At 67.8% G+C, this 13,448-nt stretch carries 8 protein-coding genes and 1 pseudogene; 3 read left to right on the forward strand and 6 right to left on the reverse strand.

Translation table 11 applies throughout. The features are described 5' to 3' along the window. Positions 1 to 59 precede the first annotated feature (59 nt). The 3 genes from M446_RS34090 to M446_RS38695 all read right to left on the reverse strand — a co-directional run bounded on the left by M446_RS34090 (position 60) and on the right by M446_RS38695 (position 2,421). Positions 60 to 989 (reverse strand): Brp/Blh family beta-carotene 15,15'-dioxygenase, encoded by a 930-nt coding sequence (locus M446_RS34090; RefSeq protein ID WP_012330515.1) that lies wholly within the window; start codon positions 987 to 989, stop codon positions 60 to 62. A gap of 5 nt (positions 990 to 994) precedes the next feature. Further along, on the reverse strand, positions 995 to 1,753 hold the full coding sequence (locus M446_RS02630; RefSeq protein ID WP_012330516.1) for a bacteriorhodopsin: 759 nt from the start codon (positions 1,751 to 1,753) through the stop codon (positions 995 to 997). Positions 1,754 to 2,268: 515 nt separating this feature from the next. After that, positions 2,269 to 2,421 carry a hypothetical protein gene (locus M446_RS38695; protein WP_236728810.1) on the reverse strand — a complete coding sequence of 51 codons (153 nt, stop codon included), beginning with the start codon at positions 2,419 to 2,421 and terminating at the stop codon, positions 2,269 to 2,271. 731 nt (positions 2,422 to 3,152) lie between these two features. On the opposite strand from M446_RS38695, the gene M446_RS02640 reads away from it, so the two are divergent. Continuing rightward, entirely contained in the window at positions 3,153 to 4,004 is an 852-nt protein-coding gene (locus M446_RS02640) for a DUF1206 domain-containing protein (protein WP_012330518.1), read from the forward strand. Between the two features lie 118 nt (positions 4,005 to 4,122). Here M446_RS02640 and M446_RS34615 read toward each other — a convergent pair. Then, positions 4,123 to 4,227 (reverse strand): annotated as a pseudogene (locus M446_RS34615) (IS5/IS1182 family transposase); the annotation flags it as partial. Between the two features lie 1,271 nt (positions 4,228 to 5,498). Between M446_RS34615 and M446_RS34435 the strand changes: the two are divergent. Beyond that, positions 5,499 to 8,669: a tetratricopeptide repeat protein gene (locus M446_RS34435; RefSeq protein ID WP_012330519.1), complete on the forward strand. Its 3,171-nt coding sequence runs from the start codon at positions 5,499 to 5,501 to the stop codon at positions 8,667 to 8,669. A 372-nt stretch (positions 8,670 to 9,041) separates the two neighbouring features. On the opposite strand, the gene M446_RS02650 is transcribed toward M446_RS34435, so the two are convergent. Further along, the gene (locus tag M446_RS02650; protein ID WP_012330520.1) at positions 9,042 to 9,320 is read right to left on the reverse strand and encodes a hypothetical protein; all 279 of its coding nucleotides are present in this window, start codon (positions 9,318 to 9,320) and stop codon (positions 9,042 to 9,044) included. A 1,154-nt stretch (positions 9,321 to 10,474) separates the two neighbouring features. On the opposite strand from M446_RS02650, the gene M446_RS02655 reads away from it, so the two are divergent. Further along, entirely contained in the window at positions 10,475 to 11,008 is a 534-nt protein-coding gene (locus M446_RS02655) for a GlcG/HbpS family heme-binding protein (protein WP_236728809.1), read from the forward strand. A gap of 142 nt (positions 11,009 to 11,150) precedes the next feature. Here the strand turns inward: M446_RS02655 and M446_RS02660 are convergent, their stop codons facing one another. After that, positions 11,151 to 13,232, reverse strand: a complete 2,082-nt coding sequence (locus tag M446_RS02660; RefSeq protein WP_012330522.1) for a flagellin hook IN motif-containing protein — start codon at positions 13,230 to 13,232, stop codon at positions 11,151 to 11,153. Positions 13,233 to 13,448 lie beyond the last annotated feature (216 nt).

The following is a 13,448-nucleotide window of genomic DNA, read 5'->3' on the forward strand; positions in this document are numbered from 1 at the left end:
AGGTATGCTGCGATCGCGGGCAAAGTTGTGGCGTGCGCGCATCGGTCGAGGACCGAAGCTCACCCCTCCCTGCCGGGCCGCGAGGGTCTCCCGCGGACGGCGCGCGTCAGCGCGTCGAGGGCCATGTGCGGGAGGGTCAGGGCGGCGAGCCCCTGAAGGGTGAGGGCGACGAGGCGTTCCGGGGCCGGCCCCGGATAGAGGGGCCAGAGGGCGGCGCCGATCGCGAAGGTGAGCAGGGTCACGGGAAGCGCCCGGACCGTCGCCTCGCGCAGGCTGCGCACGCGCGGCGCGCGTCCGTCCCGCACGAGCTCCCGCACGTGCCGGGGCGCGTGGACGCAGACGAAGTAGAGCCCGAAGGCGCTGAGGGGCGGCAGGACGGCGAACGCGGCCACCAATCCGGCCATCTCCGCGGCCGTCGCCCGACGCCGCTCCGCGCAGCCGCGCAGGACCCACCCGCAGGCGAGCGCGACCCAGAGCCACGACGAGGCGCCCAGCCACGTCGGCGATTCGCCGAGAGGCACTCCGGTCACCGCCGAGAACAGGCGGGCGACCCCGTCGGGGTGCAGGAGCGACGGGACGGCGATCGGGAGACCTCCCCGCACCAGCGCCTCGATCGGCCGGCCTGGCCCCGCATCCTCGCTGCCGAAGTGCCACACCGACAGCGCGAAGAACCCCGCCAGCGTCGCGAGGGGCGCGACGCGCCAGCACGCCAGGACGAGGGCCGAGAGGCCGAGATACGGCAGGGCGAAGGCCGGGAACCACAGCCGCCCGAAGCGGGGGCGCAGGAGCGGCCGGGCGATCTCGCCGTCCAGGGCCCCGTGCGGGACCCCGAACAGCAGAACGAGAGCCGTCACCCCCTCCCAGCGCGTCGGCACCGGGAGGGCTCCGGTGAGCGCGAACGCGATGGCCAGCACCGCCAGCGGGGCGGCCTCCGGCCGCGACGGGACCGGCCGGGGACCGGCCGCGAGGGTGGGGTGCGCCGCCCGCACGGCGCCTACTCGGCCGGCGCGAGGCTCGGCGCGGAGCGCCGGACGGGCCGGGTCTCGTGGAGGTCGCGGTCCACGATCCTCGCCCGCTCGCCGACCGCCATGAGACCGAACACCACCTTGGCGACGACGTCGAGGACGGCGATCAGCGCCGTGGTGAGGACCGGGCTCACGAGCTTCAGCCCGTCGGTCCCGACGATGAGCACGAGGGGGTAGATGAGCCAGACCACCGACAGGAAGGCCGCGTTGCGCCGGAACGCGGCCCGCACGTCCTCGCGCTCCCTGCGACTCTCCTCGAGCAGCGGCACCCAGATCACGTAGTAGACGCCGAGAAAGGCGCCGCAGGAGACGGCGTACCAGGTCCACTTGATCCACGCCGTCGCCGAGGCGCCGAAGAACAGGGCGGTCGCGATCATCAGCACGTCGGCGGCGAGCATGCCGAACACGGCGCCGTGCCGGCGCATGCCGGAATGCATCGCGTCCGTCGCGAGGGCGTAGAGCAGGATGGGGGTGGTGAAGGTCCAGTCGATGTAGCGCGCGAAGTAGAAGTCCCACTGCGCCGCGGGATCCGCCCCGAGCGGAAGCCGGATCGCGCCCTGACCGCACGCCATCGCCAGGTACGACGCGGCCGCGATGAGGGGGACGATCCCGTGCAGGATGCCGTCCGTCTCCTCTTCCGGAGTTCGGCGCTTGGCTGTGAAGAGAATGGCCGCTGCGCCGAGGGACATCGCGAACAGGGTCAACCACAGCCAAGTCTGCACGGTCATCCGGGCCATCCTTCGCGTGAACAGGTGGCCGGTTCGGCCATCGCCGGCACAATTGCTTTGGGCGCTATCTGTTGCGGCGTGAGGCGACGCGCCGCACGGGCACGGCGGATGAGCGTGGCCGCCCGGACGTGGCCTCCGGCGGGTGGCGCGTCATCGCCCGCGCGGGGCCGCGACGTCCGCGCGGGCGGCCCTTGCGGTCGCGGTGGGCGCTGCCGCTCCGCGCCGTCTCCGGAGCGCGGCCGCGCGCGTCGGGACGCTTCCCGGGGATCGCGGACGCTCGCCCGCATCGGTCTCGATCCCTCGACGGAGCTCGACCATCCGCGTCCGCTGCGTGCGCCGCGCTGAGAGCGGCGCCCGAGCCGCGGCCCGAACTCCGGATTCTCCCTGCGGACGGAGCCTGGAACGCGCTTTCCCGGAGCCGCGAACCCGATCAAGCTGGGACATCGTGGGTCGAGGGCGCGTGGATGCTCGGGCGATGGCTGGTGCCGGCGATCACGTCGGCGTGGGTCGGCTCCTCACCGGCGCTCGCGGAGATGCGGATCCTGGCCGCGAAGATCACGGCTGGCGAGCTCTGGGTGCTCGGCTCCGTCGACGAGCCCGACGACGAGATCACCCTCGATCAACACTTTCGGACCAGGGCCGACGCCAGCGGCCGGTTCGAGTTCCACGTCACCTATCATCCGGCGACCTGCATCGTGATGCTGCAGACGAAGCGCCAGGGCCGCCGCGCCGTGGTCGGCGATTGCGGGCAGCGGGGCGCGGCCGGAGAACCGGGCCCGCAGGGCGCCCCGGGCCCGAGGGGCGAGACCGGGGCCGCCGGGCAGGCGGCCGCCGTCGGCACGGCCGGACCGGCCGGTCCTCCGGGCCCGGTCGGGCCCGCGGGGCCCGCCGGGCCGCCGGGAGAGGTCGGCGCCGCCGGTCCCCCCGGGCCGCGAGGCGAGACGGGCGCGGCCGGACCGGCAGGACCTCCGGGCCCGCCCGGTTCGCCGGGCCCGCCCGGTTCGCCGGGCCCGAAGGGTGACCGGGGAGAGCCGGGTCCGCGCGGTCCGGCGGGCGAACCCGGACCGGAAGGACCGTCCGGCCCCCCTGGCGGGCGGGGAGCCATGGGACCTCCCGGCAAAGTCGGACCGCGCGGTCCGGCGGGACCGCCCGGTCCGCGCGGGCCGGCAGGATCGCCGGCCGCCGCGCCGCGGCGCCCGCCCGCCTCCGCGCGACCGGCCGAGCGGCGCGAGCCCCTGCCGATCCAGCCCGCTCCCGCCCCCGAGACCCAGCCCCCCTATTGAGGGCGGCGCTCCCGCCCGGGGCGCGCGTGCGCGTCCCGCGCTCATCGGACGCCCGGAACGCCACCGGCGCCCCGCCGTTCTCCGTGCCTCCCCGCCCCCCGGATCGGAGATCGGCGATGCACCGGGTCGGAACCCACGCGCTCGCGCTCCTCGCCCGCTTCGGCTACGCGGCGCGCGGCGTCGTCTCCTGCCTGGTCGGCGGCCTCGCGGTCCTGGCCGCCCTCGGGTCCGGGGGTCAGGCGGGAGGAAGCCGCAGCGCCCTCGCCACGCTGCTGGACCAGCCCTTCGGCCGCCTGTGGCTCGGCCTGATCGCCGTGGGTCTGCTCGGCTTCGCGGTGTGGCGGGTCGTCGAGGCGGCGACGGATGCCGATCACCTCGGCAGATCGGCCAAGGCGCTGGCGAAGCGTGCCGGGCACGTCGTCAGCGGCGTCGTCTACGGAGGATTGGCGGCCTCGGCCGCGCAACTCGCCCTCGGGCGGCGCCGGGGCGGCGGGGACGACCAGGCGGCGCGGGATTGGACGGCGTGGGTGCTCGAGAAGCCCCTCGGGCAGTGGGCGGTGGGCTCGGCGGGCCTGCTCCTGATCGGGGTCGGACTCGCCCTCGTCGTCAAGGGCTGGAAGGGTGACGTGCTGCAGCGGCTCGCGCCTCCCGAGACGGTCCGCCGATGGGCGGTGCCGCTGGGCCGGCTCGGCTTCGCGGCCCGGGGGGTCGTGTTCGTGCTGATCGGCGGCTTCCTGGTGCTCGCGGCCGTTCAGAGCAGGTCGAGCGACGTCAAAGGGCTCGGCGGCGCGCTGCACGTCCTGCAGCGCCAGCCTTACGGCTGGGCGCTCCTCGCCGTCACGGCCCTCGGCCTCACGGCATTCGGCCTGTTCGGCCTCGTCCAGGCCCGGTACCGGCGGATCGACCCGCCCGACATGTCCGAGGCGAAGGCCGCGGTCGGCGGCATCGTCTCCCGCGCGACGCGCTAGAGCATTTTCCGACGAAGTGGATGCCGGTTCGTCGAAGAGGATGCGGCAAAATCAAAGACCTAGAGCAGGGTTCCGTTGCAACTTGATCGAACCCTGCTCTAGGCGGTGTGGGCACTGACCGGATCCAGAGGACGATGGCGGCGAGGGTGACGACGGCGGCATAGTTGCGGGCCGCCCTCTCGTAGCAGGTAGCCACACGCCGGAACCGCTTGAGCTTGGCGAAGCTGGAGGACGAGAACCGGCTGCGCCGCGTGGGGGCTCCACGCCCCCGGCCCGTGGCCTGCCCGCCCCGCAAGGGACAGAACAGGAACAGACCCAACCTCCGCGTGGCATGAAAACGGGGAGCAGGTCAAAGCCCATGATAGACTTACATCAATGCTGGTCTTGCGCATGAGGGCGCCATTCTCTATGATGACAGCAAGCAAGACCGCTTAGCGATAGGCCCCATCAGGAGGTGTCTATGGCGATACATGGCCGATGGGTGTTCATAGCAGCGATAGCTGGCGTCGTGCTGTGCAGCCCGTCCAGCGCGTGGAGTGCGCCAGTCCAGGGTGCGGCAATTCTCGAGTCTCTGCGGGAAAACCCGCTGATCCAGGATGTGCGGGTTTTCTGCTACAATCGGCGAACCGGGCGATTCCTCCATTGGGGATCCTGTCAACGTCGCGCATACCGCCCGCGAGTGTTCTGCTACAATCGGCAAACCGGACGTTTTCTCCACTGGGGAAGCTGCCGTCGCTGACGATCGGACCCGCTGCCGGCCGAGCTGGTGGTTGATCCCGCGGTGCGGTGATACGGCCGATCACCACTCCGCGAGAGAGGCGCGATGGGCCGGGTTCGTCACGGCCGTGCCGCACGACTGAGCCCAAGGCGACCGCCCGCCGACCCTCACCTCGCAGCCGCGCCCGCATCGCTCCGGCGGGCACGTTCGGGATACCGGCAGCCCGTCTCGCGACCCGGTCGGGCGGAGGGCGCGCAAGGGCGCCGGCCAAGCGCTCTGGCGTCAGTCCGACCACAGTGCAGAAGTGGCGCGCGCGATCACGGCCGACGCCCGGAGGAGGCCTCTGGCGCGGCGGCCCACCATGCTCAGGGGGAGGACGAGGCCATCACCGCCGCCTTCCGCCGCGATGCGCCGCCGCTCCCGCTCCGTGGACGGCCTGGAGCGTCGCGGCGTCGCCCGCCTCCCGGAGGTCGAAGCCGGCAAGCCCGGAACGTCGCGCTTCGCTCGGTGCCCGCCGAGCTCCTTCGATGCCGGCGGTGCTCGGGTCCGGCCGCCATCGACGGCAGGCGCGAGCGTTCAGGGCGCAAGGGCAGGCGGCGAAGACGCGGACGGGCGCAGACACGAGCGACGGTTGGTCAGTGACGGCTTACGGATCGGGAGAGCATCGCCCGACCAGACGCGCCGCTCACATGGATCCGCCAACGCGATTGCTGTATACTGCAAACTTAACCGACGCCGCGAGGTTGCGACAGGTGCTCTCGCCATGGGGTGAAGCCATGCGCAAAGCAACTGCCTTGGTGCTTGCCTTAGGGCTCCTCGGCCAGGCGAGTTCGGGGGCCCGGGCGTTGGACGCGATTGGCCACAATGCTCGCGGCTTCGAACTGCAAAATCGAGGCGAGCATGAGAAAGCAATCGCCGAATTCAATCTTGCCCTGCGGCTCAATCCCAAACTGGTGTCAGCCTACATCAATCGCGGTTTCGCCTTTCGAAACAAGGGTGACTACGATCGCGCGATCGCCGATTATGATCATGCCTTGCAGATCGATCCAAATTCAGTAGTCGCCTTTAACAATCGCGGTGATGCATTTTATCATAAGGGAGAATACGATCGAGCGATTGCAGACTATAATCGCTCAATCAAGCTGAGCTCCGACAAGGCAGCCGTATATAATAATCGTGGGCTCGCATTCTTCAGCAAGGAGGAATACGATCGGGCCATCGCGGATTACAATCAAGCTTTGCGGCTCGACCCTAAATACCTGAGCGCCGCGCTCAACCGCGGGGATGCGTTTCGAAGCAAGGGCGAGTATGATCGTGCGATCGCGGACTATAATCAAGTCCTGCAGATCGATCCCAGGTCCGTGGTATCTTACAACAATCGCGGGCTCGCGTTCCAGGGCAAAGGCGAATACGACCGAGCTGTTGCCGATTACAACCAAGCGCTCACTCTCGATCCGGGCTACACGATCGCTCTCATCAACCGCGGAGATGTGTTCAGGATCAAAGGTCAGTACGATTCTGCGATTGAGAATTATAACCAAGCCTTGCAGTTAAATCCAAAATCAAAGATTGCCTACAACAATCGAGGCTTCGTGTTCTACAACAAAGGAGAGTACGACCGCGCGATTGCGGACTATAATTCAGCGCTGCAGATTGACCCCAGATACGTGGTCGCGCTCGTCAATCGTGGCGATGCCTTTGTGAGCAAGGGTGACTACGATCGGGCGATCGGAGACTATGGCCATGCTCTCCAGATCAATCCGAATTACGCCTTTGCCTATAATGGGCGTGGAGTCGCCCTTCAGAACAAAGGTGAGTATGACCGCGCCATCATGGATTACGATCAAGCCTTGCGACTCGATCCGAAATACGTTTTCGCCTTTGCGAACCGCGGGGATGCCTTCCGGAGCAAAGGCGAGCACGACGTCGCGATCGCCGATTACAATCAGGCCCTTCGCTTAAGCCCAAACTACGCCAAAGCCTATAATGGTCGAGGTCTGTCCTTCCAGAATAAGGCTCAATACAACCGGGCAATCGAGGATTATGAACAAGTCATTCGTCTCGACCCAAGGTTCGTGGCCGCCTACAACAATCGCGGCTTTGCCCTCGTCAGCAAAGGTGAGCCGACCCTTGCGATCGCGGATTACGACAAAGCCTTGTTGCTCGATCCGAAATCTGCGACGGTTTACGCGAACCGTGGGCGTGCCTTTCAGGACAAGGGTGAGTACGATCGCGCAATCGCGGACTATGATCAGGCCTTGCGCCTCAATCCGAAGGACGCCATCGCCTTGAACAATCGCGCGGATATTTTGCGCCTTCGGCACGAGCATGATCGGGCAATTGCAAGCTATGATCAAGCCCTGCAGCTCAACCCGAAATACGTGGGTGCTTATAATAGCCGTGGGTTAGCGTTTCAGGACAAAGGTGAATACGACCGAGCTATTGCAAATTACGATCAAGCCTTACAGCTGAATCCTAGGTATATTACTGCTTACATCAATCGCGGAGACGCATACCGCCGCAAAGGCGAGCACGCGCGAGCGATCTCCGACTATAATCAAGCGCTTCAGATCGACCAAAATTCTGTGATTGCCTACAATAACCGCGGATTATGTTTTCATGAACAAGGAGAGTACGACCGGGCAATCATCGACTACGACCGCGCCCTGCAAATCGATCCGATGTATTCAACCGGGTTCATCAATCGTGGATTCGCCTTTCATAAGAAGGGAGAATATGATCGAGCAATCGCCGATTATGATCGCGCCTTGCAAATTGATCCCAGGTCCGCAACAGCTTACAACAATCGCGGCTTCACTTTCCAAAACAGAGGTGAGTACGATCTGGCAATCGTCGACTACGATAAGGCCATTCTGATTAAGCCCGACTTGGCGAATTCTTATTATCACCGCGGGACAGTGCTGCGGCTCAAAGGAGACCTTGAACGCAGTGTCGCGGATTTAACTGAAGCCATACGCCTCAACCCCAGATATGCTGAAGCGTACCAAGATCGGGGCCTCACCTTCCACGCGAAAGGCGAGGCGGACCGGGCTCTCGCGGATTTCGCCGAGGCTGCCCGGCTGAAACCCGAGTTCGAGAATGATCCGGCCTTCCTCGCGGCCCGCCGCGTGGCGCAGGAGGGTCGCGCGGGTCAGGCTTCGGCTGCCTCGGTTGTCGCGGCCGTCCATGCCCCTCCGGTCGTGGCCCCGCCCCCGGTTTCCGCCGCCGCACCGGTGTCGGAGACGCGCGTGGCCCTGGTGATCGGCAACGGTGCGTATGCCTCCGTGGCCTCTCTCGAGAACCCGACGCGAGATGCCAGGGCCATCGCGCGCTCGTTGCGTGAAGCTGGCTTCAAGATCGTCCATCTGGAGAATGACCTCCGCTATGATGACCTGCGAAGAGCTCTGAACAATTTCTCCGCCGAAGCTGATCAGGCCGATTGGGCCGTTGTTTACTACGCGGGTCACGGCATAGAAGTCGGCGGCCTGAATTACATCGTTCCGATCGATGCGCGGCTGAAAACGGACCGAGCCGTCCAATTTGAGGCGGTTCCGCTTGATCAGGTTCTGAGCAGCATCGAAGGCGCGCGAAAGCTTCGCCTCGTGATCTTGGATGCGTGTCGGGATAACCCGTTCCTGCAGCAGATGACGCGCACGGTCGCTTGGCGTTCGGTGGGACGAGGCTTGGCGAAGGTCGAGCCGGAGACGAGCGGCACGCTGGTGGCGTTCGCAGCCAAGCATGGCCAGGTTGCCCTGGATGCGCAGGATGGCCGTGAAAATAGTCCCTTCGCGACCGCGCTGATCAGGAACATCGCGCGACCTGGCATAGAAATCCGCAAGATGTTCGGGATCGTGCACGATGACGTCATGTCGGGCACGGGGCGCAAGCAGGAACCTTTCGTGTATGGCGCGCTCGGGGGTGAGGATTATTTCTTCAACGTGCGCTAGGGCAATACCCGGGCGTCCTTGAACAGGGCGATCAGCGGCTGCACGGACGTGATCACCTCGACGCGCGCGGCGGACCGTGCGAACTCACGATCGATCGTTTCGCGCGGATGGGCCGCCCGACGGGGCGTCGTGCGCCGCGGCGAGCGAGACCCGAGTCCCCCTCCCCTCCCGGACCCCGCACCAGACCGCGAAGCGGGTTGCCCTGGAGCACTGGGCCCCCGTTCACCGCCGCGGGCCCGGCGGTGCGCGGCGTCGTGGCGGCCGAGACGGCGCGACCCGGACGCTGCCCCCCGGCCCACGGACACCTCGCCGCGGTGGCGGGCGGCCCGGCCGGGAAGGTGGAGGCCGGTCAGGCCCGCGAGCGGTGCTGGGTCAGGCCGCCCCCCGCCGCTCGCCCGGCGCGGTGCCGCTCGCACCAGAACGCGCGGACACCTCGCGCAATGCAGCCACCATCGCATCGGTCTGCTCGTCGAGGGCAGGAAGCGTCGGCGCCTCGGGCCCGCGCCTCATGGCCAAGCCCAAGCCGGCGAGAACGGCACAGGCGCTGCCACCAAGCGGAGCGGCGAGCAGCGCACCGAGAGCACCGTAGTCCCTCATGAGAACCGCGGTCGTTAACCCGCCACCAAGGGCGGCAAAGACAAGCAGGAACATAGGGTCCTCGCCAACCGCGAAGCCTGTAGCCTCTAGGCTGCAGATATTAAGGATTGGTCAGTTCAAATCGTTAAAAAAAGGTTAACACCCAGGTCGATCAGAGCTTCGCGGCGGTCTCGCTGCCCGAAGCGGCGCGATCATGGGAAGCGGCGCAAGCCGGGCGGGGGCCGGTCCCGACCCCGCGCGGGGCGGCGCGTCGGTGCGCGCCGGGACACGGGATCAGGTGCGGGACCCGCGGCCCGTCCCCGGACGACCTCGGACCCGGTCCGGCCGGGGCGCCGGACCGGCGTGACGGGGCATGGATGCGACCGGTCGCGGATGGTCCCGCTGCGGCCGGCGTGCGGGGCACACCTTCGGCCCCGTCGTGGCGGGGCGATCCCGCTCACCCCTAATTGCAACTGGAGCAGATCGACCTTCCAAGCATGTTGCCCTGCCTGATGAGCCGGCTCACGCGCCCTTCGGTCCCGCTCTCGTCGTCGCGCGAGGCGTTGACCGCGGATACGGGCTTCCCGTTCTGGTGCACGCGGGAAGGGCTCGGGACGTCGCGGGACGCGCGCGGACTGCGCGGCCCGGTCCCACGTTGGACCCCGTTGCCGGCCCGCTCCTCAAGTTGAGCCAGTACGGCAGAACCTTGCTGTGGCCGGCCCCTGCAATCCCCTCCGGGGCTCGCGATGATCGGCGCCTCGGGGAGGCATCGCGGTAAATCCACGGGGATCGTGACCCCGCCCGTCCGGAGCAGAGCGAAAAGTCCGAGCGCAAAGCCTGTCGATAGCATGGGTTCAGCCTCTCAATCGCGCCTCGAAGCCACCTCGGCGGCGGCCTCCGCGAGGGCTTGCGCGGTCACGCCCGTGCGCGCGTGGGCCCGGGAACGGAGCGGCAATCCTTGCACCTCAGCGCCGCCCGGATGCTGACGATGGTCAGGTTTCCGAGCGTGAATCTCCGTCCCGATCACCGCATCCCCGTTGCGAGGGCCGAGCCGGCGAGGAGCCCGTGGGCGGTCGCGGCGGCCCTGCCGAGGGCTTCGCCGCGCCGGGGCTGGCGAGGTGACCACCCCTCCCTTTCCTCGGGTGCGAGGCAGACTTTCCCACGGATCCGTCTCAACTTAAGATGGTCGGGGGCGGGACTGTCACATACCCGACCCAGGGAGGAAAAACATGGCCCGCAAGGCGCTCTCGATGTCATTTTTACTTGGTTGCATTGTCCTTGGCTGCACCGCCCTGGCACCGTCCGGTCGCGCGCAGCAGGCGGTCCCGGCCCCGGCGCAGCAAGCGATCCCGCCCTACGGGCCTCCCCTGAGCCTCGACACCGCGCGCAGGGTCGCCGAGGGCGCCGAGGCGGAGGCGAAGCGGAACGGCTGGCCAGTGGCCGTCGCGATCGTGGACAGCACCGGTCACCTCGTTCTGTTCGAGAAGCTCGACAACACCCAGTACGGAAGCATCGAGGTCGCCACCCAGAAGGCCGTCACGGCGATCAACTACCGCCGGCCCGGCAAGGCGCTGCAGGATGCGCTCGCCAACGGCGGCGTCGGGCTGCGCGTCCTCACGCTGCCGGGCATCAGCGCCTACGAGGGCGGCTACCCGCTGGAGGCGGACGGCAAGCTCGTCGGCGCCATCGGGGTGTCCGGCGTGCTCCCGGTCCAGGACGACCAGGTGGCGCGGGCCGGCGTGGAGGCGATGAGGGCGCGCTGAGCGACATTCGCCGGAGCGGTCGCCGGCTCAAGTCATGCGAAACCAAAAGCCTCACGGCCGGGGCGAGGCCCCGGCCGCGTCGTCCTCGCGAACGGCCGGGGCGAGGCCCCGGCCGCGTCGTCCTCGCGAAGTGCGGCGCCGATCAGCGCAGGAGCTGCAGCACGCTCTGCTGCGCCTGGTTGGCCAGCGACAGCGCCGAGATGCCGAGCGAGTTGCGCGTCGACAGCGCCTGAGAGTTCGCCGCCTCCTCGTTCAGGTCCGCGTTGGTCAGGTTCGCCGCGCCCGTGTCGAGCACGTTGATCATCTGCTTGGTGAAGTCCTGACGGTTCTGCACCACCGCGAGGTTCGCGCCCAGCGACGAGGCCTGGCTCTTCAGCGAGCTCGCCGCCGTGTTGATCGACTTGATCACCTTGTTGATCGCGCTGTTCTCCTGAAAGTCCGACTGTGACAGCACGCTCAGGCCGAGCTGCGTGTACGACACCGTCGAGCCCTGCACCGACAGCGTCGACGTGTTCTTCTCGTTGAAGCTGATCTTCAGCGTGTCCCCGGCGAGCAGGTTGACGCCGTTGTAGCCCGAATCCGCCGCGAGCTGGTCGATCTGGGTCAGCAGGTTGTTGAAGGTGCTCACCAGCCCGTTGCGCGCGGTCAGCCCGTCGCCGCCGATCACCGCGCTCGAGGTGCCGGAGTTGAACGGGTTGCCGGTGCCCGAGGCGGTGATCTTGAGGTCGTCGGTGCCCGAGTCGTTGGCGGTGGTGATCGAGATCCGCCCGGTCGCGGTGTCGATCGAGGCCTGGGCGTTGGCCGCCGCCAGCGCGCTGTTGAGCTGCGTCAGGGTCGAGATCTGGCCCGCCGCCGAGCCGAAGGTGAAGGTCGCGCTCGGGCCGGAGCCGACCTGCACGGTCAGCGACTTGCCCGCCAGGGCCGAGCTCGAGCCCGGCGCTCCCAGGCCCGCCGCGAAGGTGGTGGGCGAGTTGAAGCCGAGGTTGGAGAGCAGCGAGGTCGCGGTCGAGCCGTTGCCGAGGGTGATGGCGGTGTTGGTGTCGGCGGCCGTGAAGGTGAACTTGCGGTTGGTGGCGTCGTAGCTGGCCGAGACGGTGCCGCTGGTGGCGGTGCTGACCTTCTGGGCGATGGAGCCGAGCGTGTCGCCGGCCGCGATGTTGACGGATTGGCCGTTGACCGTGAAGTTGTCGCCGGCCTTGAAGCCGACCGCGATCGCCAGGGTGGCGGCGCTCGGCGAGAAGGTGCCGGCCGTGGTCGAGGCCGTCGTCCCGAAGCCGACCTGGCTGCCGGTGCCGCCCTGGACGGTGATGCTCGAGCCATCCGCCGCGCCGGTCAGCTTGATCTTGCCGCTATTGTCGGAGGCGGTGACGCCGGTGGTCGAGGTGACGGCGTTGATGGCGTTGATGACCTGGCTCTCGGTCGAGCCGGTGGCGACCGTGATCGTCGTGCCGTTGATGGTCAGCGTGGTGGAGGACGCGCCGGCGCCGTTCGTGGTGGTGCCGCTGGCCGCGAGGCCGGTCTCGGAGCCGGTCGCCGCGTAGGTGAACTGGGCGCCGGAATTGCTGCCGGTGAAGACGAGCTTGCCGCCGGAGGCCGCCACGGTGACGCCGGTGGTGGCGGATTGCGCGTTGATCTTGGTGACGGCGGCGTTGATGTCGTCGCCGGTGGCGAGCGCGATCGCGGTGCCGTTGAGGGTGACGGTCGCGGAGGCGGTGAGGGTCGTGTAGGAGCCGGCCGTGTAGGTCGCGACGCCGTTGCTGTAGGCGGTGCCGGCCGTGACGGTGGCGGCGGTGGCGGTGGCGTTGGCGCTCAGGGCGGTGTCGCTGACCGCCTGCGTGGCGCCGGTCGAGAGCAGGTTCTGGGCCGAGGCGCCGGTGAGCGCGGTCGAGACCGAGGTGGCCTTGACCGAGAAGGAATTGGCGGAGGCGAGGGCCTGCTGGGCCACCGACTTGAGCTGGTCGGTGAGGGTCTGGACCTTGGTGAGGCCGGTATTGGCGGCCTGGATGGTCTGGATGCCGTTCGAGACGCTGTCGAGGAGGGAGGACAGGGCGGTCGAGCGGGAGGAGAGGCCGTCGGCGGTGAAGAAGTTGGTCGGGTTGTCGAGGGCGGTGTTGACCTTCTTGCTCGTCGCCAGGCGGTTCTGGGTGGTGGCGAGGAGGGAGGCGGTGTCCTGCAACGACAGCAGGTTCTGCCGCGTGGCGGCAGACAGCGTGATAGACGACATGTGGGCAGATCCTGTTGATCTATACGCCCTCCAGTTTTGAGGGCACTCCCACTTGGCGCGGCACTCTTTGCCTATCTCTTAATGGGACCGGCAAACTACCCGGTTATCCCGCCACAGCCAGGGTATGATTAACGTAGTTTTATCAATCAAGCTGCATAACTCTGGCCATACCGATGGGATACAGCCGATCCTGCTCGCAAGCGCGCCTAAGTTTTC

It is taken from the genome of Methylobacterium sp. 4-46, assembly GCF_000019365.1.
Classification (GTDB): Bacteria; Pseudomonadota; Alphaproteobacteria; order Rhizobiales; family Beijerinckiaceae; genus Methylobacterium.

What these genes read in the sequence shown, in the direction of transcription:
- M446_RS02650 (WP_012330520.1), bottom strand. Translation starts at nt 9,320, where the DNA reads ATGTTCCTGCTTGTCTTTGCCGCCCTTGGTGGCGGGTTAACGACCGCG.
- M446_RS02660 (WP_012330522.1), bottom strand. Translation starts at nt 13,232, where the DNA reads ATGTCGTCTATCACGCTGTCTGCCGCCACGCGGCAGAACCTGCTGTCG.
- M446_RS02655 (WP_236728809.1), top strand. Translation starts at nt 10,475, where the DNA reads ATGGCCCGCAAGGCGCTCTCGATGTCATTTTTACTTGGTTGCATTGTC.
- M446_RS34435 (WP_012330519.1), top strand. Translation starts at nt 5,499, where the DNA reads ATGCGCAAAGCAACTGCCTTGGTGCTTGCCTTAGGGCTCCTCGGCCAG.
- M446_RS02640 (WP_012330518.1), top strand. Translation starts at nt 3,153, where the DNA reads ATGCACCGGGTCGGAACCCACGCGCTCGCGCTCCTCGCCCGCTTCGGC.
- M446_RS02630 (WP_012330516.1), bottom strand. Translation starts at nt 1,753, where the DNA reads ATGACCGTGCAGACTTGGCTGTGGTTGACCCTGTTCGCGATGTCCCTC.